Consider the following 24682-nt stretch of genomic DNA (forward strand, 5'->3'; position numbering starts at 1 on the left):
GCGGACACCGCGACGGGCATCGCGCCGGCCGCGATGCCCGCATCCGGCTCCGGATTGTGCGAGCCCGCACTCAGCGTTTCGGCTGCAGCCGGAGGATTTCGCCGGCGTCCTCGTCGGTCAGCAGGTACAGCCAGCCGTCCGGCCCTTGGCGCACGTCGCGGATGCGGCGCTTGCCGTCCCGCAGCAGGCGCTCTTCGGCCACGATCCGGTCGCCGGACAGCGTCAGCCGTACCAGCATCATGTCCTTCAGTGCCCCGACGAACAGACTTCCGCGCCAGCCCGGATAGCGTGTGCCGGTATAGAAGGCCATGCCCGACGGTGCGATCGACGGGTCCCAGTAGTACACCGGTTGCAGCATGCCCGCCTTGGCGGTGCCTTCGCCGATCCGCAAGCCAGTGTAGTCCCGCCCGTAGGTGATCACGGGCCAGCCGTAGTTGCCGCCGGCCCGCGGGATGTTGATCTCGTCGCCACCGCGGGCGCCGTGCTCGACTGTCCAGAGGGCACCGGTTCCGGGCCGGAGTGCCGCACCTTGCGGATTGCGGTGGCCATAGCTCCAGATTTCCGGCAATGCGTCCTTGCGTCCGGCAAAGGGATTGTCGGCCGGAATACGGCCGTCCGGCCAGATCCGGACCACCTTGCCCAGATGGGTGCCAAGGTCTTGCGCCTTGTCCCGCTGGTAACGTTCGCCCAGCGTGACGAACAGCGTGCCGTCGCCGGCAAACACCAGCCGCGAGCCGAAGTGCACGCTGCCGTCGACCTTGGGCAGCTGCCGGAAAATCACCTGAAGTCCTTCCAGCCACGCTTTTCCATCGTTTTCGACCAGCCGGCCGCGTGCAACGGCGGTGCCAGCCTGACCGGTGCGGCCGGCCTCGGCATAGCTCAGGTAGACGAGGCGGTTGTCGGCGAATATCGGATCAAGCGCCACGTCCAGCAGACCGCCCTGGCCGGCGGCGTACACGTCGGGAACACCGGTGACCGGGGGCGAGACGACGCCGGACGTCGTGACGATACGCAATCGCCCCGGCCGCTCGGTGACCAGCATCCGTCCATCGGGCAGGAAGGCAAGCCCCCAAGGATGCGCGAGTCCGCGCGCGACGGTCGTTCCGACCCACGCGTCGGACGTCGTGACCGGCACGTCGGCGCGGGCAGGAACGGCCAGCAGCAGTCCGGCCAGCAGGGCGCTAGCGCGCAGCCAGTTCGCGCAATACATAGGGCAGGATTCCGCCATGTTTGTAGTAGTCGACCTCGATCGGGGTATCGATCCGGCTGCGCACCGGTACGTTCCGGACCTTTCCGTCGGCACCGGTGATCCGCAGCGTCAGCATCTGCTGCGGCGCCAGACTGTCGCCGTCGATGCCGAGCACGTCGAAGGTTTCGTTGCCCGCCAGCTGTAGCGTCGCAGCGCTGTCGTCGCCGACGAACTGCAGCGGCAGTACGCCCATGCCGACGAGATTGCTGCGGTGGATGCGCTCGAAGCTGCGGGCGACGACGGCTTTTACGCCGAGCTGCTGCGTCCCCTTGGCCGCCCAGTCCCGGCTCGAACCCGTGCCGTACTCTTCGCCGGCAACGACGATGGTCGGCGTCCGGCTCGCGATGTACGCCTGCGCGGCGTCGAAGACGGCGGTCTGCTGGCCGTCGTGCAGCGTGAAGCCGCCTTCGATCCGGCTGCCGTCGGCCTTGGGCGGCAACATCAGGTTCTTGATGCGGACATTGGCGAACGTGCCGCGGATCATCACGTCATGGTTGCCGCGGCGACTGCCGTAGCTGTTGAAATCCGCCCGCGGAACGCCGTGTGCCACCAGATACTGCCCGGCCGGCGTGGACTCGCTGAACGCACCGGCCGGGCTGATATGGTCAGTCGTGACCGAATCGCCGACGATCAGCAATGCTCTTGCGCCAAGAATGTCGCTGACGGGGGCGGGGGATGGCTTGAAATCATCGAAGAACGGCGGTCTGGCAATGTAGGTCGATGCCGGCCAGGTGTAGACTTGGCCCGTCGGCGCCGGAATGGCGTTCCACAGGTCGAGGTCCTTGCCGAAGTCGGCATAGAGCCGGCGAAACACCGCCGGATCGAGCGCCGCCGGCAGCAGCGCCGCGACGTCGTCGGCCGAAGGCCATAGGTCGCGCAGGTAGACCGGCTCGCCATCCAGACCGGTGCCGAGCGGTTCGGTTTCGAGGTCGACATTGACCCGCCCGGCAATCGCGAAGGCGACCACCAGTGGCGGACTGGCCAGATAGTTGGCACGGATGTTCGGATGGATGCGGGCCTCGAAGTTGCGGTTGCCCGACAGCACGGCCGCGGCGATGACATCGTGTTCGGTGATCGCCGCATTCAGTTCCGGCGTCAGATCGCCCGAGTTGCCGATACAGGTCGTGCAGCCGTAGCCGGCAAGGGCGAAGCCCAGCTGCGCCAGCGGCTCGAGCAGGCCGGTCCTGTCGAGGTAGTCGGTGACGACGCGCGAGCCCGGCGCCAGACTGGTCTTGATGTGTGGCTTGACGCGCAAGCCGTGCGCGACGGCCTTGCGCGCCAGCAGGCCCGCCGCGAGCAGCACGCCGGGGTTCGAGGTATTGGTGCAGCTGGTGATCGCCGCGATCAGCACGTCGCCGTGGCCGAGGTCGATGCCGCTGTCGTGCCGGTCGTCGATCCGGTCCGGCGAGGGGCGGTTGTCGGCCATCTCGACGACATTGCGCGCCGAGCCGGCATGATCGAAGCGCTGGCTGTCGACCGTGCTGCAGCTGCTTTCCGGCCCGACCGGATAGCGCCGGGGCAGCTCGTCGGCCGGCTTGCCGAAGCCGTTTTCGCCGGCCGGCTTCGAGAACAGCGCCTCGAACGTCTCGCGCATCGCCGGCAGCGCGATCCGGTCCTGCGGGCGCTTCGGGCCGGCCAGGCTCGGCACGATGCTGGCGAGGTCGAGCGTCAGGGTGCGGGTGTAGTCGATCTCACCGGTCTTGGGAATGCCGAACAGCTGCTGCGCCCTGAAATAGGCTTCGAACCGGTCGGTTTCGCTGTCGAGCCGTCCTGTGCCCCGCAAATAGGCGAGCGTCTGCCCGTCGACCGGAAAGAAGCCCATGGTTGCGCCGTATTCGGGCGCCATATTGGCGATCGTCGCGCGGTCCGGCACCGTCAGGCTGGCGGTGCCGTCGCCAAAGAATTCGACAAACGTGCCGACGACCTTTTCACGCCGCAGCAGCTCGGTCACCGTCAGCACGAGGTCGGTGGCGGTGACGCCGTCGCGCAACGTCCCCTTGAGCTCGACGCCGATCACGTCCGGCGTGAGGAAGTACACGGGCTGACCGAGCATGCCCGCCTCGGCCTCGATGCCGCCGACGCCCCAGCCGACGACGCCGACGGCGTTGATCATGGTTGTGTGGCTGTCGGTGCCGACCAGCGTATCGGGAAACACGACGCCGTTTCTCACCTGGACGCCGCGAAACAGGTATTCGAGGTTGACCTGATGAACGATGCCGACGCCGGGCGGCACGACCTTGAAGGTGTCGAATGCCTGCATCCCCCATTTCATGAACCGGTAGCGCTCGCCGTTGCGGGCGAACTCGAACTCCATATTCCGCTGCAGCGCATCGGGGCGACCGAACACGTCGACCTGAATCGAGTGGTCGACGACCAGATCCACCGGCACCAGCGGCTCGATCAGGGCCGGATCTTTGCCGAGCTGCCCGACCGCGCTGCGCATTGCCGCCAGATCGGCGAGCAGCGGCACCCCGGTGAAGTCCTGCAGCACCACGCGGGCAACGATGAACGGAATTTCTTCGACACGCTCGCCTTGCGGCTTCCAGTTGGCCAGTTGCCGGACGTGCTCCTCGGTCACCTTCTTGCCGTCGCAGTTGCGCAGTACCGCCTCCAGCACCAGCCGGATCGACACCGGCAGCCGAGAGACCGGGCCGACACCGGCGGACTCGAGTTCGGGCAGGCTGTAGTAATCCAGCGATTCACCGCTGGCAAGGGCGAGCGACTTCAGCGTTTGCAGCATGGCGGGGCTCCGTCTGCAGGGTCCGATAAGCAGTCCGACCGCGTAACGGCCCGGCCGTTCACGCGGTTGCACTCATCTTTGCAGATCGGCGGGGCGGAACAAGGTCCGCAGCAGCGCCGCCGGGCGGTTTACTCGCGGTACGGGCCGGGAGGCAGGTAGGGCAGCGCCGCCTGAAGTGCCGGAATGCTCAGGGCGACCCATGCTGCCGCGAGGACGGCCAGCCAGAGCCATTTGCGTTTCGACGTGAACAGCCAGCACAGCCAGCCGATTGCACTGGCCGACAGCGGCAGAACTTGAAGCGTCCATGACAGTTCACGGAAATAGCGCGGCGGTCTCGGATTCATATGCCCCAGTCCGATCATGACGAGCCCGATGCCGTAAAAGATGTAGCCGAACGCCAGTCCCGCGACCACGATGCCGATCCGGTTCCAGGTCTGCGGCGTCATTTGCGGCCGCCTGCGTTCGGAGCTGCGACCTTGAGCCCCTCGGCCGATCGTTCGAGCCACTGGCAGAAGGCGGCAATGGTCGGGTCGTTCATGGCACTGCGTGGCGCGATCCAGCAATAACCGCGCACCGGGACGATCGGGGTGGGCAGCGGTGCGATCAGGCTGCCGTTTTCAAGTTCGGCCTGCATCATCGGCAGCGGTCCGAGGGTGACGCCGAGCCCGTCCATGGCGGCCTGCAGCGCCAGATAGAAGTGGTCGAACTGCTGTGTGGCGGCTGGCTTGAGATCAGGCACCCCGGCCAGCGTGAACCAGCGCTGCCATGCCGTCGGGCGGGTATCGGCATACAGCAGCGTGTGGCCGGTCAGGTCGGCGGGCGTCCTGATCGGCAAACGTTCGAGCAGCGCCGGACTGCACAGCGGCAGCTCCCACTCGTCGAGAAACGGCTTGCTGACGTAGCCGGGCCAGTCACCCGGGCCGCGGCGGATGGCGACGTCGAACGGCGCGTCGAGCCGGCTGATGTCGCGGTCCGACGTCATCAGCCGCAGCTCGACATCCGGATGCTCGCGCTGGAATTGCGCCAGATGCGGCAGTAGCCAGTACATCGCCAGCGTCGGCGTCGAATTGATCACCAGCCGGCGCTGGCGGTTCGGCTGCATCAGCTGCTGCGTGGCATTGGCGATGATGTCGAAGCCGTCCTGCACCTGCACGAGGTAGCGCCAGCCGGCGTCGGTCAGCTTGACCCGACCGCCGGCACGCTCGAACAGCTGCACCGACAGCCACTCCTCCAGCTGCTTGATCTGCTTGCTCACAGCGCCGTGGGTAACGAAGAGCTCGTTGGCGGCGGCGGAAAAGCTTTCCAGCCGGGCAGCGGCTTCGAAAATGCGCAGGGCATTCAGCGGGGGAAGGGTCTGGCTCATTCTGTGAGTATATCTCACAGTCCTTGTGGCGATTACTCGTTTGTTTCGCCCGCGCGATCGCGTTAATCTCGCAGCCAAATCCCCGGTTTGCGCTGGCTTGCTGTCAGCGTTGGCCGAGATGGCCGCCGTGACGGCCATCGAGCGGAGTCGATACGGACCGAGTCCGCCCCATACAACGCAACCGCAAAGGTCATTCCATGCTTGAAGCTTATCGCCAGCACGTTGCAGAGCGCGCCGCCCTCGGCATTCCGCCGCTCGCACTCACCGCACAACAGGTCGTCGACCTCGTTGCCCTGCTGCAGAACCCGCCGGCCGGCGAAGAAGAATTCCTGCTGGACCTGATCACCAACCGCGTTCCGCCAGGCGTCGACGATGCCGCCAAGGTCAAGGCCGCGTTCCTTGCCGCCGTCGCGCAAGGCAAGGACACCTGTAAGCTGATCAGCCGCGCCAAGGCGGTCGAGCTGCTGGGCACCATGCTCGGCGGCTTCAACATCAAGCCGATGATCGACCTGCTGGGCGACGCCGAAGTCGGCACCGTGGCCGCCGAAGGCCTGAAGAAAACGCTGCTGATGTTCGACTACTTCCACGACGTGAAGGAACTGGCCGACGCAGGCAACGCCAACGCCAAGGCCGTGATCCAGAGCTGGGCCGATGCCGAGTGGTTCACCAGCCGTCCGGAAGTGCCGCAAGCCGTGACGCTGACCGTGTTCAAGGTCACCGGCGAAACCAACACCGACGACCTGTCGCCGGCCCCGGACGCGTGGTCGCGCCCGGACATCCCGCTGCATGCACTGGCCATGCTGAAGAACACCCGTGACGGCATCACGCCGGAAGAAGACGGCAAGCGCGGCCCGATCAAGTTCCTGCAGGATCTGGCTGCCAAGGGCCACGCCGTTGCCTACGTCGGCGATGTCGTCGGTACCGGTTCGAGCCGCAAGTCGGCAACCAACTCGGTACTGTGGTGGACCGGCGAAGACATCCCGTTCGTACCGAACAAGCGCTTCGGCGGCTACTGCCTCGGCGGCAAGATCGCCCCGATCTTCTTCAACACCCAGGAAGACTCGGGCGCGCTGCCGATCGAAGTCGACGTGACCCAGCTGAACATGGGCGACGTGATCGAACTGCGCCCGTACGAAGGCAAGGTTATCAAGAACGGCGAAACCGTTTCCGAATTCAAGGTCAAGTCCGACGTGCTGTTCGACGAAGTGCGCGCCGGCGGCCGGATCAACCTGATCATCGGCCGCGGCCTGACCGCCAAGGCGCGCGAAGCGCTGGGTCTGCCGGCATCGACGCTGTTCCGCCTGCCGCAATCGCCGGCCGCATCGACCAAGGGCTTCACGCAAGCGCAGAAGATGGTCGGCCGTGCCTGCGGCCTGCCGGAAGGCCAGGGCGTCCGTCCGGGCACTTACTGCGAACCGCGCATGACCTCGGTCGGCTCGCAGGACACCACCGGCCCGATGACGCGCGACGAGCTGAAGGATCTGGCTTGCCTCGGCTTCTCGGCCGACCTCGTGATGCAGTCGTTCTGCCATACCGCGGCCTATCCGAAGCCGGTTGACGTCAAGACCCACCACGAGCTGCCGGAATTCATCCGCAACCGTGGCGGCGTGTCGCTGCGCCCGGGCGACGGCGTGATCCACAGCTGGCTGAACCGCATGCTGCTGCCGGATACCGTCGGTACCGGTGGTGACAGCCACACCCGTTTCCCGATCGGCATCTCGTTCCCGGCCGGCTCGGGCCTCGTGGCCTTCGGCGCTGCCACCGGCGTGATGCCGCTGGACATGCCGGAATCGGTGCTGGTGCGCTTCAAGGGCGAACTGCAGCCGGGCATCACCCTGCGTGACCTCGTCAACGCGATCCCGCTGTACGCGATCAAGGCCGGTCTGCTGACCGTGGCCAAGGCCGGCAAGAAGAACATCTTCTCGGGCCGCATCCTCGAAATCGAAGGCCTGCCGGATCTGAAGGTCGAGCAGGCGTTCGAGCTGACCGACGCGTCGGCCGAGCGTTCGGCCGCCGGTTGCTCGGTGCGCCTGAACAAGGAACCGATCATCGAGTACCTGAACTCGAACATCGTGCTGCTGAAGTCGATGATCGCCGACGGTTACGGCGACGCGAAGACGCTGGCCCGCCGCATCAAGGGCATGGAAGCCTGGCTGGCCAACCCGAACCTGATCGAACCGGATGCCGACGCCGAATACGCTGCCGTGATCGAAATCGATCTGGCCGACGTGAAGGAGCCGATCCTCGCTTGCCCGAACGACCCGGACGACGTGAAGGTGCTGACCGAAGTCGCCGGCACCAAGATCGACGAAGTGTTCATCGGTTCGTGCATGACCAACATCGGCCACTTCCGTGCCGCCGGCAAGCTGCTGGAAGGCAAGCGCGACATCCCGGTCAAGCTGTGGATCGCCCCGCCGACCAAGATGGACGCGCAACAGCTGACCGAAGAAGGCTACTACGGCACCTTCGGCACCGCCGGCGCACGCACCGAAATGCCGGGCTGCTCGCTGTGCATGGGCAACCAGGCGCAGGTGCGTGAAGGCGCCACGGTCGTGTCGACGTCGACGCGCAACTTCCCGAACCGTCTGGGCAAGAACACCAACGTGTTCCTGAGCTCGGCCGAACTCGCCGCCATCGCCTCGCGCCTCGGTCGCATCCCGACCGTCGCCGAATACATGGCCGACATCGGCGTGATCAACGAGAAGGGCGCCGAAGTCTACCGCTACCTCAACTTCAACCAGATCGAGAGCTACCAGGCCGAAGCTGCGAAAGCGACGGTTTGATCCCGGTTCCGCGTTGAATGAAACAGCCCGCTTCGAGCGGGCTGTTTTTTTACACTCGTTGCATGGTTGCAACGACAGTCTTTCACCAGTTTGACGGCATGGCGTCGGCACGCCAACAATGCGCCCCATTCTTCAACCCTCAGCCACAGGAGATTTCTGCATGACCTCGAACCAAACTCTCCGTATCAACTGCTGACCCCGTTTCCGCCATTGGCGCAGGGGTTCCAGCCCCTGCGCCGGTTGCCCAAAAAGCCCCGGCCCGACCGGGGCTTTTTCATGTCCGTCGCCGCCTGATCGGCGCGCCGGACATGGCAACAGGAAATGACGTATGCCGATTCTGAAAACCTATGCCGGCGCTAGGGTGCCGGTCAAAGTCTGGACCGACGATGTCGCGCCGGACGCCATTCAACAACTCAAGAACGTCGCTGCACTGCCCATCATCCACGGCCACGTGGCCGCGATGCCGGATGTGCATTACGGCACCGGCGCCACGGTCGGTTCGGTGATTCCGACCAAGTCGGCCATCATCCCCGCCGCCGTCGGTGTCGACATCGGTTGCGGCATGAATGCCGTGCGCACCTCGCTGACCGCGAGCGACCTGCCGGAAAGCCTGGCCCGGCTGCGCGCCGCCATCGAGGCCGCCGTGCCGGTGGGCTTCGAGCAACACGAGTGGGACAAGGTCCGCGGCTCGGCCCGCCAGCGGATTGCCCGGCCGCTCGACGACCGGCTCGACCGCATCGTCGGCAAGCATCCTGGACTGATGAAGATGCAGCGCAAGTTTGCCCAGACCTGGGTCTGCCAGATCGGCACGCTGGGTGGCGGCAACCACTTCATCGAACTGTGTCTGGACCAAGACCAGCGCGTGTGGGTGATGCTGCACTCGGGCAGTCGCGGCACCGGCAACGTGATCGGTCGCTACTTCATCGACGCCGCACGCAAGGACATGCGCCGTCACCAGATCAGCCTGCCGGATCGCGATCTGGCCTATTTCAGCGAAGGATCGACCTGGTTTGACGACTATGTCGAGGCACTGGAGTGGGGTCAGGACTACGCACTGGTGAACCGCCGCGAAATGATGCGGCTGGCGGTCGAGGCCATGCGCCCCTTCCTGCCGGCCTTCACGCTGACCGACGAGGCGATCAACTGCCACCACAACTATGTGGCGCAGGAAACGCACTTTGGCGAAAAGCTCTTCATCACCCGCAAAGGGGCGATTGCCGCCCACGCCGGGCAGCTGGGCATCATCCCCGGCTCGATGGGGGCCAGAAGCTTCATCGTGAGGGGGCTGGGCAATGCGCAATCGTTCTGCTCCTGCTCGCATGGCGCGGGCCGGCGCATGAGTCGCAGCGAGGCCAAGCACCGCTTCAACCGCTTTGATCTGGCAACGCAGACCGAAGGCGTCGAGTGCCGCAAGGATGGTGGCGTGGTCGATGAAATTCCCGCCGCCTACAAGGACATCGACACCGTGATGGCTCACCAGACCGATCTGGTCGAGGTGGTCCACACCCTGAAACAGGTGCTGTGCATCAAGGGCTGATTCGCCGCTTGATGAACCCACGGAGTGGCCAAAGCCGCGCCGACAACCCGAGGAGCCGAATCATGAAGAACCGACACCAAAGCAACGCCAGCTTTCGAGGCCACCCGCAAGCGCCGCAAGGAGTTCCCGTCTGAAACGGGCGTCAAGCGCGGCCCGAGGACCGTGCATGGCGACAAGGAGCTGCTGGAAAAGCTCGGTCGCAACGATCTCTGCCCGTGCGGCTCCGGTCGTTTGTTTCAAGCGTTGTTGCCTCGCTACCGGCTGCTTTTGACGGCAGCCTGAGGGACGACTACTTCCGCCAACCCGAGGGACCGCGCAAGCGCGGTCCACATGAACAGGAGGCCACGATGAATCAGGCCATGGCAGTACCCCCATACCGAATACCCGATTTCCCCGCGCCTGAATGGCGTGATCCGGAGCTGATTGATGAATGCCCGACTGGTCGACGAAATCGTCGCCTGCCTGCCGCAAGGCAGGACCTGCTTTAACTATTACCCCGAGCGTTACGCCTGGCTGCTGCTGCGCCATGCCGTCGGCGAGGGCGCCACGGTGGGTGCGCTCAAACGCTCGCCCTTTGCCGGACTGCTGCAAAAACCGCGCGTCAAGCAATGGCTTGCCCGGCTCGGTTCGGACCGGATCCGGCCCGGCGACCTGATTGTCACCGACGGAGATGCCGAACAACTGGCGTTCACGCTGACGCTGTCGCAATGGCAAGGCGCGCAGACCACACGAAATGATGCGAATCTGGTGTTGCAGCTCAACTTCGACCGCGGTCACGACCGGCGCTATCAGGAACTGGTCAGACCGTCCTCGGACGGTGTCGGACCATTTGCCTGTTCGGGCCACCCGATTTGTCGGACGCGGAACACGCTGGCATGGGCGCGACTCGATATCGATCTGGATGCCGGCGAAGTACTCATCGAAGAAATCCAGAACGACTGGCTGCGCAAAACGGCCTGGGCACTGGAAAACCCGGCACGATGGCCGGCACAGATCGGTGGGCAGCCTGCCGACGTGCTGCGTTACCTGCGATGGGTGCAGGCGCGCTACCGCAAAATCTGGGCCGAGGCGATGCTGGCCGCGACCATCTGGTTTGTCCGGGAGGAACTGGGCCTGCGCCGGCTGTTCTTTCACTCGCCCGAGTCGGGTGTCCTGCTGAAGAGACTGCCGTCATGCCGCCAGCCGCCGCGTTCGATCTATACCGATCTGCCTCGACAGTTCTGCTTCCGCGAGACCGGCAACATGCCGCGTTTTTTCGCCAGAAGACAGTGCCGGCGGGCTCGCAATGCACCGCTTTACGAGTTGCAGTTGAGCGGGGTGCCAGCGTGAAGATCAGCGGCAAACTGCCCAGGCCCCGCAATCCGCTGGCACTGGCTGCCCGACAACGTCATGCCGGCCCCCATGAAAAGAGCAAGAAATCGCTGCGTGCCGCAGATCGACGGGCATTGAAGCTGGCGCTGCGTTCCGGCCGCTGGCCGGAATAGTCATCCCCGGGCAGAAGCAGCGGGCCGGCCATGCCGTCAGCCTGCTGCGTCCGCCGGTTTCTTGTCGACGGCGACGTGCACGAACAGCTCACCATCGACGCTGACATCGAACGCCTTGCCGAAGCCGACCACGTAACGGCCGGGTTGCGGCGTCAGTTCGAACAGGGAGAAATCCAAGCCGCGCAGCAGCGCGAGCATTTTGTCGCCGAAGCGCGCATCGAACAGGGCAAAAACCTCGTCGAAACCTTCGTTGCCGAGATTTTTCACTGCGCACAGCCAGCGCGCCCGCTCGCGACCGAACAGGTTGGCCGAGTCGGCCTCGTCGGCCAGCAGCATCACATTGGCCTGCCGACGCGCCTCGATGTACTGGTAATGCTCGGCCAGCCGGCTGATGTAGATGTAGAACCTGCCGTCCCGGTGAACGAACGGCGCATAACTGATGAAGGGGGCGCCGTCCGGGTCGAGGCAGCTGATCGCCAGCGTTTTGCGGCTGGCGACGAAGTCGAGGTACTGCTGTCTGGCGGCGGCAAGGTCGATGGCCATCCGGGCGTACTCCTGTCGATCGGCGGGCCGATATTGTCCACGCTGACGACCGGTCTGTCACGGCCCGCAAACCGGCATCGAACACGGGTAAAATGCAGGCAGCGCCGGCCACAGAGCCGGCCTTGTCATTGATCCGGTCCGTTCTTTGCGAGAACGACCACCTGGAGAACAAGCGATGTCGCATCAATCTGCCCAGCCCATTGTGGTTGCGGCGCTGTACAAATTCGTTACCCTGACCGATTACGTCGACCTGCGCGAGCCGCTGCTGCAATGCATGCTCGATCATGACGTCAGGGGTACGCTGCTGCTGGCCGAAGAGGGGATCAACGGCACGGTGTCGGGCACTCGCGCCGCAATCGACGCCTTGCTGGACTGGCTGCGCCGTGACGTCCGACTGGCCGACGTCGACCACAAGGAGTCGTACTGCGACGTGCAGCCGTTCCTGCGCACCAAGGTCAAGCTGAAGAAGGAAATCGTCACGCTCGGCGTGCCCGGCGTCGACCCGAACAAGCGCGTCGGCACCTATGTGGAGCCGCAGGACTGGAATGCGCTGATCAGCGATCCCGAAGTACTGCTGATCGATACCCGCAACGATTACGAAGTGGCCATCGGCACGTTCGAAGGCGCGATCGACCCGAAGACCGAAAGCTTCCGCGAGTTTCCGGACTATGTTCGCGCGCACTTCGACCCGGCCAGGCACAAGAAGGTCGCGATGTTCTGTACCGGCGGCATCCGTTGCGAGAAGGCCTCGAGCTACATGCTCGGTGAGGGCTTCGAAGAGGTCTACCACCTCAAGGGCGGCATCCTCAAATACCTGGAAACCGTGCCTCAGGAAGAAACCCGCTGGCAGGGCGACTGCTTCGTGTTCGACAACCGCGTCACGGTCCGGCACGACCTGTCGGAAGGCGATTACGAGCTGTGCCACGCCTGCCGCGAGCCGGTATCGGTGGACGAGCGCCAGTCACCGCACTACGTCGAAGGCATCAGCTGCCCGCACTGCTGGAACAGCCTGAGCGAGAAAACCCGTGCCGGTGCGACCGAGCGGCAGAAACAGATTGCCCTGGCCAGGGCGCGCAACCAGCCGATGCCACTGGGGCGCAACCCGCGCACCGCGGACTGATCCGGTCGATCCATGCAAAACAGCCCGGTTGGTCCGGGCTGTTTTTTTGTGTTGTGCCGTGTGACTAGCCGCGCAGCCGCAACGTCAGCCCCTTGAGGAAGTTGCGCAGCAACTGATCGCCACAGCGGCGGAAGTTCTTCTGGCCTTCCTTGCGGAACAGGGCGCTCAGCTCGGGTTTGGATACGTCGAAGTCCACGCTGGCGAGAATGGCGTGCATGTCGTCATCCTTGAGTTCGAAGGCAACCCGAAGCTTCTTCAGCACCGTATTGTTCGACACCGGCCAGCTGACCTCCGGCAACGGCCGGCTTTCGTCGCGACCGCGACGGAAGATCACCAGCCCGTCCAGAAAGTGCGCAAACATCTGGTTGTCGCAATGGCGATAGCCGTCCTCGTCATCCTTCTTCAGGTAGGCCTGGACGTCGTCGAGCGTCGTTTCGAAGCCGGCGAGAGCGGTGATCTCGACGAGCTTGGCGTCGCTGAGGTCGAGCATGTAGCGCACGCTGCGCAGTACATCATTGGAAAGCAATTCGAATCCTTGTGGTGAGCGTGCCCGGCAAGGCCGGACCGAATCCCGTATTTTGCCACTCCGGCGGCCCGAATGGCGTCCCGACAGTGGCACCTTGCATCGGGTTGCGCTGAAAAAGCGTTACCCCACGCGCAAACCCGCCGTTTTTTGCGCTAAATTTCTAATTTTTCTGGTTATTTTCCGTTCCGCCGCTTGCCCGAACGGGGGCGGCAGGGCAAAATCCTCGTCTTTTTTCGGGCCGGATATCCGTCCGGCATGTGTTGAACTGATGGCTTGCCCACCCATCGTGACCTGGTCACAAAGTGGCGAGACGTCTTAGACCTTCTAGCCCAGGGGGTGTGGGATAAACATGACGAATCTGGCTACGGCTGCAGCCTTGCAGCTGGACATGACGACCCAGCTCCCGGTGTCGTCCTACTTTGACGAAACCCTTTTCCAGATCGAGCAGGAGCGCCTGTTTGCGCGGGGCCCGAAGTACATCGGCCACCAGCTGATGGTGCCGGAAGCCGGTGACTATCACGTGCTCGAGATGAGCAACGGCGCGCAATACCTGAAACGCACCGATCAGGGCGTCAAACTCCTTTCCAATATCTGCCGCCACCGACAGGCCACCATGCTGTCCGGTCGCGGTAACGGTACGCACACGGTTTGCCCGCTGCACCGCTGGACTTACGACCAGCACGGCAAACTGGCCGGCGCGCCCCACTTCCCCGGCAATCCTTGCCTGCATTTGCCGGAAACCGGACTGGTGCAATGGAACGGCCTGCTGTTCGAGAACAATGGCCACGATATCGAGGCCGACCTCAAGGATCTCGGCGTCGCCAAGCACCTCGATTTCTCGAACTACGTGTTCCACAGCGTTCAGGTCGACGAGTACGAGGGCAACTGGAAGACCTTCATCGAGGTTTATCTCGAGGACTACCACGTCGAGCCGTTCCATCCCGGCCTCGGGCGCTTCGTGACATGCGACGACCTGAAGTGGGAATTCGGCGACTGGCACTCGGTGCAGACGGTCGGCGTCAACAACGCCCTCGCCAAGCCCGGCTCCAAGGTCTACCAGGAGTGGCACAAGCAGGTGCAGGCCTACTATGGCGACACCGTGCCCGAGCATGGTGCGATCTGGCTGACCTATTACCCGAACGTGATGGTCGAGTGGTACCCGCATACGCTGGTGATTTCGACCCTGATCCCGACCGGGCCGCGCAGCTACAAGAACGTCGTCGAGTTCTACTACCCGGAAGATATCGCGTGGTTCGAGCCCGAGTTCGTTGCGGCCGAGCAGGCTGCCTATGCCGAGACGGCGGTCGAAGACATCGAGATCATCAACCGGATGGAAGCGGGGCGCCTTGCGTTGTACAAGGCCGAACGCAACGAGGTTGGTCCGTACCAGAGTCCGATGGAGGACGGCATGCGCCACTTCCATCAGTTCCTCCGCCGCGAACTGGGCGACGCGATCCGGGCCTAGGGTCAGGCCCAATGGTGCAGATGGTCGCGAATGCGTGATCATCGACCTGCGCAGAAGGCAGCCTGTCGGCTGCCTTCTTCTTTCTTCCGGCCTTACCGACTCATGACCTTAATGCACTGGCATCGACTGAAAAACTCCGGCCCGTTCTGGATGGTCGTCGCCTGCCTGAGCTTTGGCGTGATGGGCGTATTCGTCAAACTCGGCAGCCACAGCTTCAGTACGGCCGAGCTGGTGTTCTATCGCTGCCTTGCCGGCTTCATCGGCATCCTGCTGATTGCACTGCCGGCACGCCGGCCGCTGCGGGTGTCCTGGCCGCTGCTGCAGGTTCACCTCGGACGCAGCGTGTCCGGCTTTTTGTCGCTGATGCTGTATTTCTTCGCGATCAGCCGCCTGCCCCTGTCGACGGCCGTCACGCTGAATTACACGTCGCCGCTGTTCCTGATGGTCGTTTCGACCCTGTGGTACCGGCAATGGCCGATGCGCAGACAGGTGCTGGCCATCCTGTTCGGCTTTGTCGGTGTCGTTCTGTTGCTGCGGCCGGCGCTTGATGGCGACGAATGGCTCGCGGGCCTGCTTGGTCTGTGCTCGGGGCTCCTGGCGAGCATCGCGTACATGAACGTGCACGAGCTCGGCCGGCGCGGCGAGCCGGAGTGGCGCACCGTCTTCTATTTCTCGCTGGTTTCGTCGCTCGGCGCAGGCATCTGGATGCTGCTGCAACCGGGCGAACTGGCGCAGCTGCACCTGGACAACCTCTGGATCATCCTCGGCATGGGCATCAGCGCGACGATTGCGCAGCTGTCGATGACGCGGGCGTACAGCAAGGGCAAGTCGCTGGTCGTCGCCAGTCTGGCCTACCTGACCGTCGTGTTTTCGACCCTGTTCGGCGTACTGCTGTGGGGCGACCGGCTGCCACCGTCGAGCTACCTTGCGATGCTGCTGATTGCCGCCTGCGGCGTCGTTTCCGCACGACTGGGCGCAGCATCGGCGGCACGCCCACAACGGCCGGCCTAGCTGCATTTTGTCGTCGTCGGTCGTGCGGCTAGAATAGGGTCGACCGGGGAGAATGCATGCGCATACTAATTTCAAACGACGACGGTTACTTCGCGCCGGGCCTTGCGGCGCTCGCCACCAAACTTGCCGAGCAGCACGACGTGCTGGTGTGTGCACCGGAGCGTGACCGCAGCGGCGCGAGCAACTCGCTGACGCTGGATCGCCCGCTGACCGTACGTACGGCCCCCAATGGCTACCGCTACGTCAACGGCACGCCAACCGACTGCGTTCATCTCGCGGCCACCGGGCTGATGGACACGCTGCCGGACATGGTGGTCTCCGGCATCAACCACGGTGCCAACATGGGCGACGACACCATCTATTCCGGCACCGTGGCCGCCGCGACCGAGGGCTTCCTGCTTGGCGTACCGGCCATGGCGGTTTCGCTCGCGTCACGCAATCCATCGCATTTCGACACCGCGGCGCGCATTGCCAGTGAACTGGTCGCCCGCGTCGAGCGCGAACCGTTTCGCGGCGCCGTGCTGCTCAACGTCAACGTGCCGGACATGCCTTACGGCGCACTCGCAGGGCGAAAGGTCACCCGCCTCGGGCGCCGGCATCGTGCCGCGCCGGTCATCAAGGCAGCCAACCCCCGTGGCGAGGCCATCTGGTGGGTCGGCCCGCCGGGACTGGCGGCCGATGCCGCCGAAGGTACCGATTTTCACGCCATCACCCAGGGTCAGGTTTCGATCACGCCGCTATCGATCGATCTGACCGCCTACCCTCAGCTGGATTTCATCGAATCATGGCTGCACGCATGAACTTCAACGCTTTCGACGGCGCCGGGATGACATCGGCGCGTACCCGCTCCCGCATGATCGACCGGATCAGGCAGCTTGGTGTCGACGACCCGCGCGTACTGACGGTGATGGGGCAGGTGCCAAGGCACGTTTTCATCGACGAAGCGCTTTCGCACAAGGCCTACGACGATACGGCGCTGCCGATCGGCTACGGCCAGACCATTTCCCAGCCCTATATTGTCGCCCGGATGACCGAGCTGGCGCTGGGCGCCGCGCAACATGAAAAAGTGCTGGAAATCGGGACTGGCTGCGGATATCAAGCCGCGGTATTGTCTCAGCTCTTCAAGACCGTCTACTCGATAGAACGGATTGCCCAGCTCAGCAAGGGGGCGCGGGACCGGCTCAGCCAGCTTGGACTGCGCAATGTCCGCGTTCGCCATGGCGACGGCAGCCACGGCATGCCCGAGGCGGCACCGTTCGACGTGATCCTGATCGCGGCAGCGGCACCGATCGTTCCCGAGGATCTGATCGATCAACTGAGCATAGGCGGGCGCCTGATTTTTCCGGTCGGCAGCGACGATCAGGAGTTGCGCCTGATCGAGCGCAGCGAGGAGGGCGTCACCGAGACCCGTCTTGAAAAAGTGCGGTTCGTTCCGCTGTTACCGGGGCTCGCCTGAGCAGTTGCCACGATTGCGCCCCCAGGCGAATCGGTCCATGCTGCAAGGCCGGTCCATTTACGATGCGCCACCGGCAGGACAGCCCGAGCCGGCGGCAAGACAAGGAGATCCTTTGTGAGTTGGCCGCGCCTGATCGCACCGACCGTTCTGTTGTTGCTGGCTGCGTGCACGAGTGCGCCAAGACAGCCGGCGCCGATCGTTGACCATACCAATCCCGCGCCGCTGCCTGCGGCAACGCCCTCGCCAACACCGATCGCGGTGCCGGCCGGGCAGTACATGGTCAAGCGCGGAGACACGCTCTACCGGATCGCGCTTGAACACGGCCTAGCCTATCGCGACCTTGCCAGCTGGAACTCGCTGACCGACTTCAACGACATCAAGGTCGGCCAAATACTCCGGCTGACTCCGCCCTCCGGTGGTGCAGCCACACCGGCAGGCGTCGAAGTCCGTCCGCTGGGTGATGCAGCCGTGGTGACCAGTGCACCACAGCCGAGCAAGCCTGCCGTCAAGCCCGCCAGTAGCGTAGCGGCAGTGTCAGCTGGTGCCGTTGCTGCCAAACCACAACCCGTCACAGCCAGTGCTGCGGTGAAAACAAACGCCTCCGCTGCGTCGTCCGTAGCAAAAACCCCTGAAAAATCAACCACGAAACCAAGCGCCGAGGATGCCGACGTGGCAGACTGGATGGCGCCGACTTCCGGCAAGCCAAACAAGGGCTTTACCGATGAGAGCCGCGGCATTGATATTCCCGGGAAAATCGGACAGTCTATTGTTGCGTCAGCATCCGGAAAGGTTGTTTACGCAGGTTCAGGGCTTCGCGGTTATGGCAAGATGCTAATCATCAAGCATAACAAGGAGTTTTTGTCAGCTTATGCCCACAACAGCAAGCTGCTCGTCAAAGAGGGCGATACCGTCAAGAAGGGCGAGAAGATTGCGGAAATGGGTAATACCGACGCCGACCAGGTCAAGCTGCACTTCGAAATTCGCAGATATGGCAAACCGGTCGACCCCGCCAAATATATTCAGCTTGAATGACCGACCATGAACGATCAAATCGATATGCTGGAAAACGACTCAGGCCTTGATCAAGGGGACGAGCTCGAACGGGAAGAGGCAGAAGACGAAGCCGAGGCCGAAGAGGCCGCCGGCGGCGAGGAGGCAGACAACACCAGTTATGAAAGCACCGGTGACGTTACCCAGATCTATCTGAACGAAATCGGCCGCAGCCCGCTACTCAAGCCCGATCAGGAGCGCGAACTGGCGCGCCGTGTCGTGCAGGGGGATTTCGAAGCGCGGCAGAAAATGATCGAGCACAATCTGCGCTTGGTCGTGAACATCGCCAAACACTACATCAATCGCGGCATGACCCTGCTCGACCTGATCGAGGAGGGCAACATTGGTCTGATGCACGCACTGGAAAAGTTCGACCCCGAACGCGGCTTCCGGTTCTCGACGTATGCCACGTGGTGGATCCGCCAGAGTATCGAGCGGGCGATCATGAACCAGTCTCGAACGATCCGGCTGCCGGTGCACGTGATCAAGGAGCTCAACGTCTATCTGCGTGCGCAGCGCCATCTGGAAACCCACCTCGGGTACGAGCCGTCGCTGGAAGATGTGGCCCACCTCGTCGGCAAGGATGTAGAGGATGTGCGCCGGGTCATGGGCTTGAACGAACGCGTTGCATCGCTCGATGCGCCGCTGGATATCGACCCGATGCTGACCATCGGCGAGTCGATTCCGGACGAGCAGAACGAGGGCCCGGAGATGATTCTGCAAAATGCGGAAATCCAGCGCTATGTCCGTGAATGGCTGCGCCAGCTCAACGAGAAGCAGCGCATGGTGATCGAGCGGCGCTACGGCCTGAACGGCTACGAGATCTGCACGCTGGAAGACCTGGCTGCCAGCCTGAGCCTGACCCGCGAGCGGGTACGCCAGATCCAGATCGAAGCACTGGAACAGCTGCGCCGCATCCTCCGCCGCTACGGCGTCTCGCGTGACGTTGTGCTCTGAGCGCACATCATTAAAAAAGCCGACCTGCAAAGGTCGGCTTTTTTCTTTCAAAATCGAGCAGATCAGATGCCGCGCAGCAGTTCGTTGATGCCGACCTTGCCACGGGTCTTGGCGTCAACCTTCTTGACGATCACGGCGCAATACAGACTGTACTTACCGTCGGCCGACGGCAGGTTGCCGGACACGACCACCGAGCCGGCGGGAATGCGGCCGTAGCTGACTTCGCCGGTTTCACGATCGTAGATCTTGGTGCTCTGACCGATGTAAACACCCATCGAGATGACCGAGCCTTCCTCGACGATCACACCTTCCACTACTTCCGAGCGTGCACCGATGAAGCAGTTGTCTTCAATGATGGTCGGATTGGCTTGCAGGGGCTCCAGTACGCCACCGATGCCGACGCCGCCCGACAGGTGAACGTTCTTGCCGATCTGCGCGCATGATCCGACGGTCGCCCACGTATCGACCATGGTACCTTCGTCGACGTAAGCACCGATGTTGACGTAGGACGGCATCAGCACGACATTCTTGCCGACGAACGAACCTTTGCGTGCAATCGCATTCGGTACGACACGGAAACCACCGGCACGGAAATCCGCCTCGGTGTAGTCGCCGAACTTCGACGGAACCTTGTCGAAATACTGGGTGCAGCCACCATCCATCGGTACGTTGTCATTGATGCGGAACGAAAGCAGTACGGCTTTTTTCAGCCACTGATGCGTTTGCCACTGACCGTCGATCTTTTCTGCAACGCGCAGTTGCCCCTTGTCGAGGCTGTTGATGACTTCGTTGATCGCGTCGCGCAGTTCCGCGGATGCAGACGCCGGATTGATGTCGGCGCGATTCTCGAACGCGGTTTCGATCACGGATTGCAGATTGCTCATGCTGATTTCCTTGTTGGTTTACAAAGACTGGACAAAGCGGACGATGCGATCGGCCGCTTCGAGACATTCGGATTGCGAAGCGACCAGCGCGATGCGCACGTAACCTGCCCCCGGGTTGGTGCCGTGCGCCTCCCGGGCGAGAAAGGAGCCGGGCAGCACCGTGACATGCTCCTGTGCGTACAGGCGCCTGGCGAACTCCGCATCGTCACAGGGCACTTTGGCCCAGAGATAGAACGATGCATCCGGCAGGACGACGTCCAGAACGGATTGCAGCCGCGGGGTAACCGCCTCGAACTTGGCCGCATACTCCCGCCGGTTGTCTTCGACGTGCACCTCGTCATCCCAGGCAACGGCGCTGGCGGCCTGGATCGTCGGGCTCATCGCACATCCGTGGTAGGTGCGATAGAGCAGGAACTGCGCCATCAGCCTTGCATCGCCTGCAACAAAGCCCGAGCGCAAGCCCGGTACGTTGGAGCGCTTCGAAAGCGATGAAAACATCACGAGATTGGTGAAGTCACGGCCGAGCCTGGCGGCGGCCTCGAGGCCGCCAAGCGGCTTCTCGGCGCCGGAATAGATTTCCGAATAGCACTCGTCACTGGCGATGACGAAGCCATGACGGTCGGACAGGTCAAACAGCTTCTGCCAGTCGGCCAGCGACGCCACCGCGCCGGTCGGGTTGCCGGGGGAGCAGACAAAAACCAGTTGCGTGCGCGCCCATACGTCATCGGGAACGGCATCCCATTCGGGCTGAAAACGAGCCGGCGCGGTGCAGTTGACGTAGTAGGGTTCCGCACCCGCCAGCAACGCCGCACCTTCGTAAATCTGGTAGAACGGATTGGGAGACAGGACGACCGGCTTTTGCTTGACCGACGTATCGATGACCGCCTGGGCAAACGCAAACAGCGCTTCGCGACTACCGTTGACCGGCAGGATTTCCGTGGCAGGGTCGAGAGCCAGATCGTAACGCCGTTTGGCCCAGCGACCGATCGCAGCGCGCAGCTGCTCGCTACCTTGCGTTGCCGGATAAGCCGCCAAGCCGTCGAAGTTGGCAACCAGCGCATCCTTGATCAGCTGCGGCGTCGGGTGCTTGGGTTCACCTATCGACAGATTGATGTGCTGGCGTGCGACATTCGGTTCGACATCGGCGAAGAGCTGGCGCAGCTTCTGGAACGGATAGGGGTGCAACTGCGCAAGATTCGGAGACATGGCGAACGGACTTAGGGAAAACGACAAGTATAACCTGCCGAAGCCCGGCGTCACCTTTCCGCAGCGACCGACGCCGGCACCACCGGCAGCGCGAGTCTGGCCGTGATTTTGCAGCGCTGACAACGTCACAAGCGGCAAACCCGGCCGGCTCGCCGCCACGAGCTTGCAATTGCTCAGGCCAGAGAGGGTAACCATGCCCCACGCAGCGTTGCCGGTTACACGGGGGTTACTGCCGTGCAGTTCTGGCGTTGGAGGGCTGAGGCGCGTTGAAGTTGCTGCGATAGGGATTGATGTCCAGCCCTCCCCGGCGGGTATAGCGCGCATATACCGACAGTTTCAGCGGAGCACAGCCACGCTGGATATCAACAAAAATGCGTTCTACGCACTGCTCGTGGAATTCGTTGTGATTGCGGAACGAAATCAGGTAACGGAGTAGCGACTCACGATTGATGGGCTGCCCGACGTAACGGATCTGTACGCTGGCCCAGTCCGGCTGACCGGTCACCAGACAATTTGACTTGAGCAGGTTCGAGACCAGCACTTCTTCGACCAGGCTGTCGGCTTTGTCGCAATGCAGGACCTCCGGCGTCGGCGTATAGGTATCGACATCGATGTCGAGGTTGTCGATGCAGTAGCCGTCAAGTTCTCCCAGTCGCTGAAGCCCAAATGCATCCGGCTCGATCAGCTCGACGCGGACGGTGGCGCCGGCAGCATCGCCAAGATCGTGCCTGAGCAACTCGGCCAAGGCTTCGGTGCCGGCGAGGCGAGTCTGGTTGAAACTGTTGAGGTAAAGCTTGAATGACTTCGATTCGATGATGTTCGGACTGGTGGCCGGGATCTCGATCACGGCGAGCGCAATCTGCGGCTTGCCGCGCATGTTCAGCCAGGAGAGCTCGTAAGCGTTCCAGATGTCGACCCCCATGAAGGGCAAGGTGCCGCCGATGCCGACTTCGTCCCGCTTGCCGATGCGAGGGATCGGAAACAGCAGGCTGGGGTCATACTCGGCCTTGTAACTGACAGCCTTGCCGAGGGGAGAGTGGTGTTCGTTGCTCATTGCGTACCGGTCAGATTGCGTATGGGCGAAGTTTAGCGGTATTTGCGCACCAGCCCGACCATGATGCCGAAGATTTCCAGGCCTTCCTGCGGGCGGATGGGCGCATAGTCGACATTGTGGGGCAGCAGCATGTAGCCCTGTTTGTCCCGGCCGAGTTCCTTCAGTGTGTACTCGTTGTCGACGACAGCAACGACGATGTCGCCAACACTGGCGGCGTGGCGTTTTTCCACGATGGCGATGTCGCCATCGTGAATGCCTGCGTCGATCATCGAATCCCCCTTGATCCGGACCATGATGGTGCTCGACGGCTTGGGAATCAGGTATTCGTCAATGGTCAGCGATTCGCTCATTGCGTCATTGGCGGCCGCCGGCATGCCCGCCGGAATCGGAAAGTCGGCCAGCTCGCGCTCGAAGAACCGTTTGGTCGGAGCGAGGCGCTTGTCTGGCGTCATTTCGACATAGCCTGCCAACGTCAGGCGCTTGATCAGCGCAGAAACCGCCGACTTCGATGCCATGCCGAGCATGTCGCCGATGACGGCGTAGGAGGGGATGCTGCGATAGTCGGCATAGTAATCCTGCAGTTTGCCGAGGTATTCCTGGTCACGGTTCGGGTTGCCCATAATCTGCGCGATAGAGAACATTCGTTCCACAAGCGTAGAGAACGATCGTACACATGTCAATCGGCGTGCCGCCATTCCATGGCATCAAGGTAAAATGGCGGTCCGGCCTAGAGTTGTACGATCGTGAAAATCTATCTCGCCCCGATGGAGGGGCTGCTCGACCATCTGCTGCGCGACATGCTGACCCGAACGCCCGGCGTCGACATCTGCGTGACCGAATTCGTCCGCGTCTCCGGCAGCCTGCTGCCCAACCGGACCTTCCAGCGCATCGCCCCCGAGCTACTGCATGGCAGCCGCACGCCGTCTGGCGTACCGGTGCGGGTACAGCTGCTGGGCTCCGACCCGGCCTGTCTGGCCGAGAATGCAGCCAAGCTGGCCGAACTGGCGCCGATGGCCATCGACCTCAATTTCGGCTGTCCGGCCAAAACCGTCAACCGCCATCGCGGCGGCGCGGTGCTGCTTGACGAGCCCGAGCTGCTGCACGAAATCGTCAGTAGCGTACGCCGAGCCGTGCCCGCCGCAGTGCCGGTTACGGCGAAGATGCGCCTTGGTTACAACGACCGTACCCGCATGCTCGATTGTGCCCATGCACTGACATCGGCCGGCGCCGCCGAACTGGTCGTCCATGCACGGACCAAGGCGGATGGCTACAAGCCGCCGGCGTACTGGCACGAAATCGGGCGGATTCGCGAAGCCGTGACGGTGCCGGTGATCGCCAACGGCGAGATCTGGGCGGTCGACGACTACGTGCAATGCCAGCTGGAATCGGGCTGTGACGACGTGATGCTGGGCCGCGGCATCGTTGCCGATCCGGGGTTGGCAGCACGGATCAAGGGTCTGCCAGCGCCCGACTGGGACGCCATCAAACCGTTGCTCGCCGCATTCTGGGACGACGTGCTGATCTACATCCTGCCGAAGTACCAGGCCGGCCGGCTCAAGCAGTGGCTCAATTACCTGAAACGGATCCATCCCGAAGCCGGCATCGCATTCGAGCACATCAAGACCGTCAAGGACGCCGACGTGATCGGCGCCTGGCTGGCCGAGGGTTGCCCGGTCCCTGCTGCGGAACCGGGCTGGACCAAAGCCTAGTTGGGCTGCAGTGTCAGCACCGTGCTGCCCTGAAGCAACTCCTCGGACTTCAGCCGCCACTGCCCGGCATTGTCGCCCAGCTCGAGCTGCCAGCGATGTGACGGCAGTGGTTTGTCCAGCTGTACGGCGTACAGCATCGGGCCTTGCGACACCAGCTTCAACTGCTGATCGTGTCCGGCAATGGTCGGGTGGATCACCTTGAGGAACAGTTCACCATCGACCGGGCGGTTGAGCAGGATGCGGACCGCCCGACTGTCGTCGCTGACCATCAACTGCGCACTCAGGCCCATCTCGCGCGCCTTGTCGTCGCGCGCCAGGCGCTGATTGATCTCCTGGCCTTCCTTGTAATAGTCATCGGAAACAAGACTGTCTTCCGTCTTGAAGGCAATGACGAAGGTCGTCACGCCGGCCAGGACGGCCAGCGCCGGGAAGAACATCAGGAACCATGGCCACGGCGATTTGTACCATGGCGATTTGCGGGGGAGGGTCATGCTCATTCGGACCTGCCTGTCTGTGAAGCTGGATGGACCGCCGGCTCCGGCAAG

Annotated in this window: 23 protein-coding genes; 12 read left to right on the plus strand and 11 right to left on the minus strand. The window is 63.2% G+C overall.

What is annotated here, in order from left to right; translation table 11 throughout:
- Positions 1–70: 70 nt before the first annotated feature.
- From IE097_RS06990 to IE097_RS07005, 4 genes are all read right to left on the minus strand, one after another.
- The gene (locus tag IE097_RS06990) at positions 71–1210 is read right to left on the minus strand and encodes a PQQ-dependent sugar dehydrogenase (RefSeq protein WP_189459446.1); all 1140 of its coding nucleotides are present in this window, start codon (positions 1208–1210) and stop codon (positions 71–73) included.
- Positions 1182–3989, minus strand: a complete 2808-nt coding sequence (acnA, locus tag IE097_RS06995) for an aconitate hydratase AcnA (RefSeq protein ID WP_189459447.1) — start codon at positions 3987–3989, stop codon at positions 1182–1184. Before acnA ends, IE097_RS06990 begins: the two co-directional genes overlap by 29 nt.
- Before the next feature lie 128 nt (positions 3990–4117).
- Positions 4118–4435 carry a hypothetical protein gene (locus IE097_RS07000; RefSeq protein ID WP_189459448.1) on the minus strand — a complete coding sequence of 106 codons (318 nt, stop codon included), beginning with the start codon at positions 4433–4435 and terminating at the stop codon, positions 4118–4120.
- Positions 4432–5352, minus strand: coding sequence for a transcriptional regulator GcvA (locus tag IE097_RS07005; protein WP_189459449.1), 921 nt, complete (start codon positions 5350–5352; stop codon positions 4432–4434). The genes IE097_RS07000 and IE097_RS07005 overlap by 4 nt, the downstream gene beginning before the upstream one ends.
- A 197-nt stretch (positions 5353–5549) precedes the next feature.
- Here IE097_RS07005 and acnB point away from each other — a divergent pair, with 197 nt between their 5' ends.
- The 4 genes from acnB to IE097_RS07025 all read left to right on the plus strand — a co-directional run bounded on the left by acnB (position 5550) and on the right by IE097_RS07025 (position 11001).
- A complete protein-coding gene (acnB, locus tag IE097_RS07010) occupies positions 5550–8135 on the plus strand; it encodes a bifunctional aconitate hydratase 2/2-methylisocitrate dehydratase (protein ID WP_189459450.1) in 2586 nt (861 codons plus the stop codon).
- A 328-nt stretch (positions 8136–8463) separates the two neighbouring features.
- A complete protein-coding gene (locus IE097_RS07015) occupies positions 8464–9672 on the plus strand; it encodes an RtcB family protein (RefSeq protein ID WP_189459451.1) in 1209 nt (402 codons plus the stop codon).
- A 162-nt stretch (positions 9673–9834) separates the two neighbouring features.
- A complete protein-coding gene (locus tag IE097_RS19605; protein WP_373295734.1) occupies positions 9835–9954 on the plus strand; it encodes an SEC-C metal-binding domain-containing protein in 120 nt (39 codons plus the stop codon).
- A gap of 144 nt (positions 9955–10098) precedes the next feature.
- Entirely contained in the window at positions 10099–11001 is a 903-nt protein-coding gene (locus IE097_RS07025) for a hypothetical protein (RefSeq protein WP_189459452.1), read from the plus strand.
- Positions 11002–11192: 191 nt separating this feature from the next.
- Here IE097_RS07025 and IE097_RS07030 read toward each other — a convergent pair whose 3' ends face one another.
- Positions 11193–11699, minus strand: a complete 507-nt coding sequence (locus IE097_RS07030) for a HugZ family pyridoxamine 5'-phosphate oxidase (RefSeq protein ID WP_189459453.1) — start codon at positions 11697–11699, stop codon at positions 11193–11195.
- Between the two features lie 175 nt (positions 11700–11874).
- On the opposite strand from IE097_RS07030, the gene trhO reads away from it, so the two are divergent.
- The gene (trhO, locus tag IE097_RS07035; protein WP_189459454.1) at positions 11875–12819 is read left to right on the plus strand and encodes an oxygen-dependent tRNA uridine(34) hydroxylase TrhO; all 945 of its coding nucleotides are present in this window, start codon (positions 11875–11877) and stop codon (positions 12817–12819) included.
- A gap of 64 nt (positions 12820–12883) precedes the next feature.
- Here the strand turns inward: trhO and IE097_RS07040 are convergent, their stop codons facing one another.
- On the minus strand, positions 12884–13345 hold the full coding sequence (locus IE097_RS07040) for a YehS family protein (RefSeq protein ID WP_189459455.1): 462 nt from the start codon (positions 13343–13345) through the stop codon (positions 12884–12886).
- A 349-nt stretch (positions 13346–13694) separates the two neighbouring features.
- Between IE097_RS07040 and IE097_RS07045 the strand changes: the two genes are divergently transcribed.
- The 6 genes from IE097_RS07045 to rpoS all read left to right on the plus strand — a co-directional run bounded on the left by IE097_RS07045 (position 13695) and on the right by rpoS (position 19284).
- Positions 13695–14810, plus strand: a complete 1116-nt coding sequence (locus IE097_RS07045) for an aromatic ring-hydroxylating oxygenase subunit alpha (protein ID WP_189459456.1) — start codon at positions 13695–13697, stop codon at positions 14808–14810.
- A 111-nt stretch (positions 14811–14921) separates the two neighbouring features.
- Positions 14922–15821, plus strand: coding sequence for a DMT family transporter (locus IE097_RS07050; RefSeq protein WP_229797473.1), 900 nt, complete (start codon positions 14922–14924; stop codon positions 15819–15821).
- A gap of 56 nt (positions 15822–15877) precedes the next feature.
- A complete protein-coding gene (gene surE / locus IE097_RS07055) occupies positions 15878–16621 on the plus strand; it encodes a 5'/3'-nucleotidase SurE (RefSeq protein ID WP_189459457.1) in 744 nt (247 codons plus the stop codon).
- Complete coding sequence (locus IE097_RS07060; RefSeq protein WP_189459458.1) at positions 16606–17277, plus strand: protein-L-isoaspartate(D-aspartate) O-methyltransferase; 672 nt, start codon at positions 16606–16608, stop codon at positions 17275–17277. Before surE ends, IE097_RS07060 begins: the two co-directional genes overlap by 16 nt.
- A gap of 114 nt (positions 17278–17391) precedes the next feature.
- The gene (locus tag IE097_RS07065) at positions 17392–18309 is read left to right on the plus strand and encodes a peptidoglycan DD-metalloendopeptidase family protein (protein ID WP_189459459.1); all 918 of its coding nucleotides are present in this window, start codon (positions 17392–17394) and stop codon (positions 18307–18309) included.
- Positions 18310–18315: 6 nt separating this feature from the next.
- Positions 18316–19284: an RNA polymerase sigma factor RpoS gene (gene rpoS, locus IE097_RS07070; RefSeq protein ID WP_189459460.1), complete on the plus strand. Its 969-nt coding sequence runs from the start codon at positions 18316–18318 to the stop codon at positions 19282–19284.
- Positions 19285–19346: 62 nt separating this feature from the next.
- Here rpoS and dapD read toward each other — a convergent pair whose 3' ends face one another.
- From dapD to IE097_RS07090, 4 genes are all read right to left on the minus strand, one after another.
- Positions 19347–20168, minus strand: a complete 822-nt coding sequence (gene dapD / locus IE097_RS07075; protein ID WP_189459461.1) for a 2,3,4,5-tetrahydropyridine-2,6-dicarboxylate N-succinyltransferase — start codon at positions 20166–20168, stop codon at positions 19347–19349.
- Between the two features lie 18 nt (positions 20169–20186).
- Complete coding sequence (gene dapC, locus IE097_RS07080) at positions 20187–21374, minus strand: succinyldiaminopimelate transaminase (RefSeq protein WP_189459462.1); 1188 nt, start codon at positions 21372–21374, stop codon at positions 20187–20189.
- Between the two features lie 226 nt (positions 21375–21600).
- Entirely contained in the window at positions 21601–22428 is an 828-nt protein-coding gene (queF, locus tag IE097_RS07085; RefSeq protein WP_189459463.1) for an NADPH-dependent 7-cyano-7-deazaguanine reductase QueF, read from the minus strand.
- Positions 22429–22460: 32 nt separating this feature from the next.
- Complete coding sequence (locus tag IE097_RS07090; protein ID WP_229797474.1) at positions 22461–23069, minus strand: LexA family protein; 609 nt, start codon at positions 23067–23069, stop codon at positions 22461–22463.
- A gap of 102 nt (positions 23070–23171) precedes the next feature.
- Between IE097_RS07090 and IE097_RS07095 the strand changes: the two genes are divergently transcribed.
- On the plus strand, positions 23172–24137 hold the full coding sequence (locus IE097_RS07095) for a tRNA dihydrouridine synthase (RefSeq protein WP_229797475.1): 966 nt from the start codon (positions 23172–23174) through the stop codon (positions 24135–24137).
- On the opposite strand, the gene IE097_RS07100 is transcribed toward IE097_RS07095, so the two are convergent.
- A complete protein-coding gene (locus IE097_RS07100) occupies positions 24134–24628 on the minus strand; it encodes a FixH family protein (RefSeq protein WP_229797476.1) in 495 nt (164 codons plus the stop codon). The genes IE097_RS07095 and IE097_RS07100 overlap by 4 nt on opposite strands.
- Between the last annotated feature and the right edge of the window lie 54 nt (positions 24629–24682).

This window comes from Jeongeupia chitinilytica (assembly GCF_014652315.1).
Taxonomy (GTDB): domain Bacteria; phylum Pseudomonadota; class Gammaproteobacteria; order Burkholderiales; family Chitinibacteraceae; genus Jeongeupia; species Jeongeupia chitinilytica.

What these genes read in the sequence shown, in the direction of transcription:
- IE097_RS06990 (WP_189459446.1), bottom strand. Translation starts at nt 1,210, where the DNA reads ATGTATTGCGCGAACTGGCTGCGCGCTAGCGCCCTGCTGGCCGGACTG.
- acnA (WP_189459447.1), bottom strand. Translation starts at nt 3,989, where the DNA reads ATGCTGCAAACGCTGAAGTCGCTCGCCCTTGCCAGCGGTGAATCGCTG.
- IE097_RS07000 (WP_189459448.1), bottom strand. Translation starts at nt 4,435, where the DNA reads ATGACGCCGCAGACCTGGAACCGGATCGGCATCGTGGTCGCGGGACTG.
- IE097_RS07005 (WP_189459449.1), bottom strand. Translation starts at nt 5,352, where the DNA reads ATGAGCCAGACCCTTCCCCCGCTGAATGCCCTGCGCATTTTCGAAGCC.
- acnB (WP_189459450.1), top strand. Translation starts at nt 5,550, where the DNA reads ATGCTTGAAGCTTATCGCCAGCACGTTGCAGAGCGCGCCGCCCTCGGC.
- IE097_RS07015 (WP_189459451.1), top strand. Translation starts at nt 8,464, where the DNA reads ATGCCGATTCTGAAAACCTATGCCGGCGCTAGGGTGCCGGTCAAAGTC.
- IE097_RS07025 (WP_189459452.1), top strand. Translation starts at nt 10,099, where the DNA reads ATGAATGCCCGACTGGTCGACGAAATCGTCGCCTGCCTGCCGCAAGGC.
- IE097_RS07030 (WP_189459453.1), bottom strand. Translation starts at nt 11,699, where the DNA reads ATGGCCATCGACCTTGCCGCCGCCAGACAGCAGTACCTCGACTTCGTC.
- trhO (WP_189459454.1), top strand. Translation starts at nt 11,875, where the DNA reads ATGTCGCATCAATCTGCCCAGCCCATTGTGGTTGCGGCGCTGTACAAA.
- IE097_RS07045 (WP_189459456.1), top strand. Translation starts at nt 13,695, where the DNA reads ATGACGAATCTGGCTACGGCTGCAGCCTTGCAGCTGGACATGACGACC.
- IE097_RS07050 (WP_229797473.1), top strand. Translation starts at nt 14,922, where the DNA reads ATGCACTGGCATCGACTGAAAAACTCCGGCCCGTTCTGGATGGTCGTC.
- surE (WP_189459457.1), top strand. Translation starts at nt 15,878, where the DNA reads ATGCGCATACTAATTTCAAACGACGACGGTTACTTCGCGCCGGGCCTT.
- IE097_RS07060 (WP_189459458.1), top strand. Translation starts at nt 16,606, where the DNA reads ATGGCTGCACGCATGAACTTCAACGCTTTCGACGGCGCCGGGATGACA.
- rpoS (WP_189459460.1), top strand. Translation starts at nt 18,316, where the DNA reads ATGAACGATCAAATCGATATGCTGGAAAACGACTCAGGCCTTGATCAA.
- dapD (WP_189459461.1), bottom strand. Translation starts at nt 20,168, where the DNA reads ATGAGCAATCTGCAATCCGTGATCGAAACCGCGTTCGAGAATCGCGCC.
- dapC (WP_189459462.1), bottom strand. Translation starts at nt 21,374, where the DNA reads ATGTCTCCGAATCTTGCGCAGTTGCACCCCTATCCGTTCCAGAAGCTG.
- queF (WP_189459463.1), bottom strand. Translation starts at nt 22,428, where the DNA reads ATGAGCAACGAACACCACTCTCCCCTCGGCAAGGCTGTCAGTTACAAG.
- IE097_RS07090 (WP_229797474.1), bottom strand. Translation starts at nt 23,069, where the DNA reads ATGTTCTCTATCGCGCAGATTATGGGCAACCCGAACCGTGACCAGGAA.
- IE097_RS07100 (WP_229797476.1), bottom strand. Translation starts at nt 24,628, where the DNA reads ATGACCCTCCCCCGCAAATCGCCATGGTACAAATCGCCGTGGCCATGG.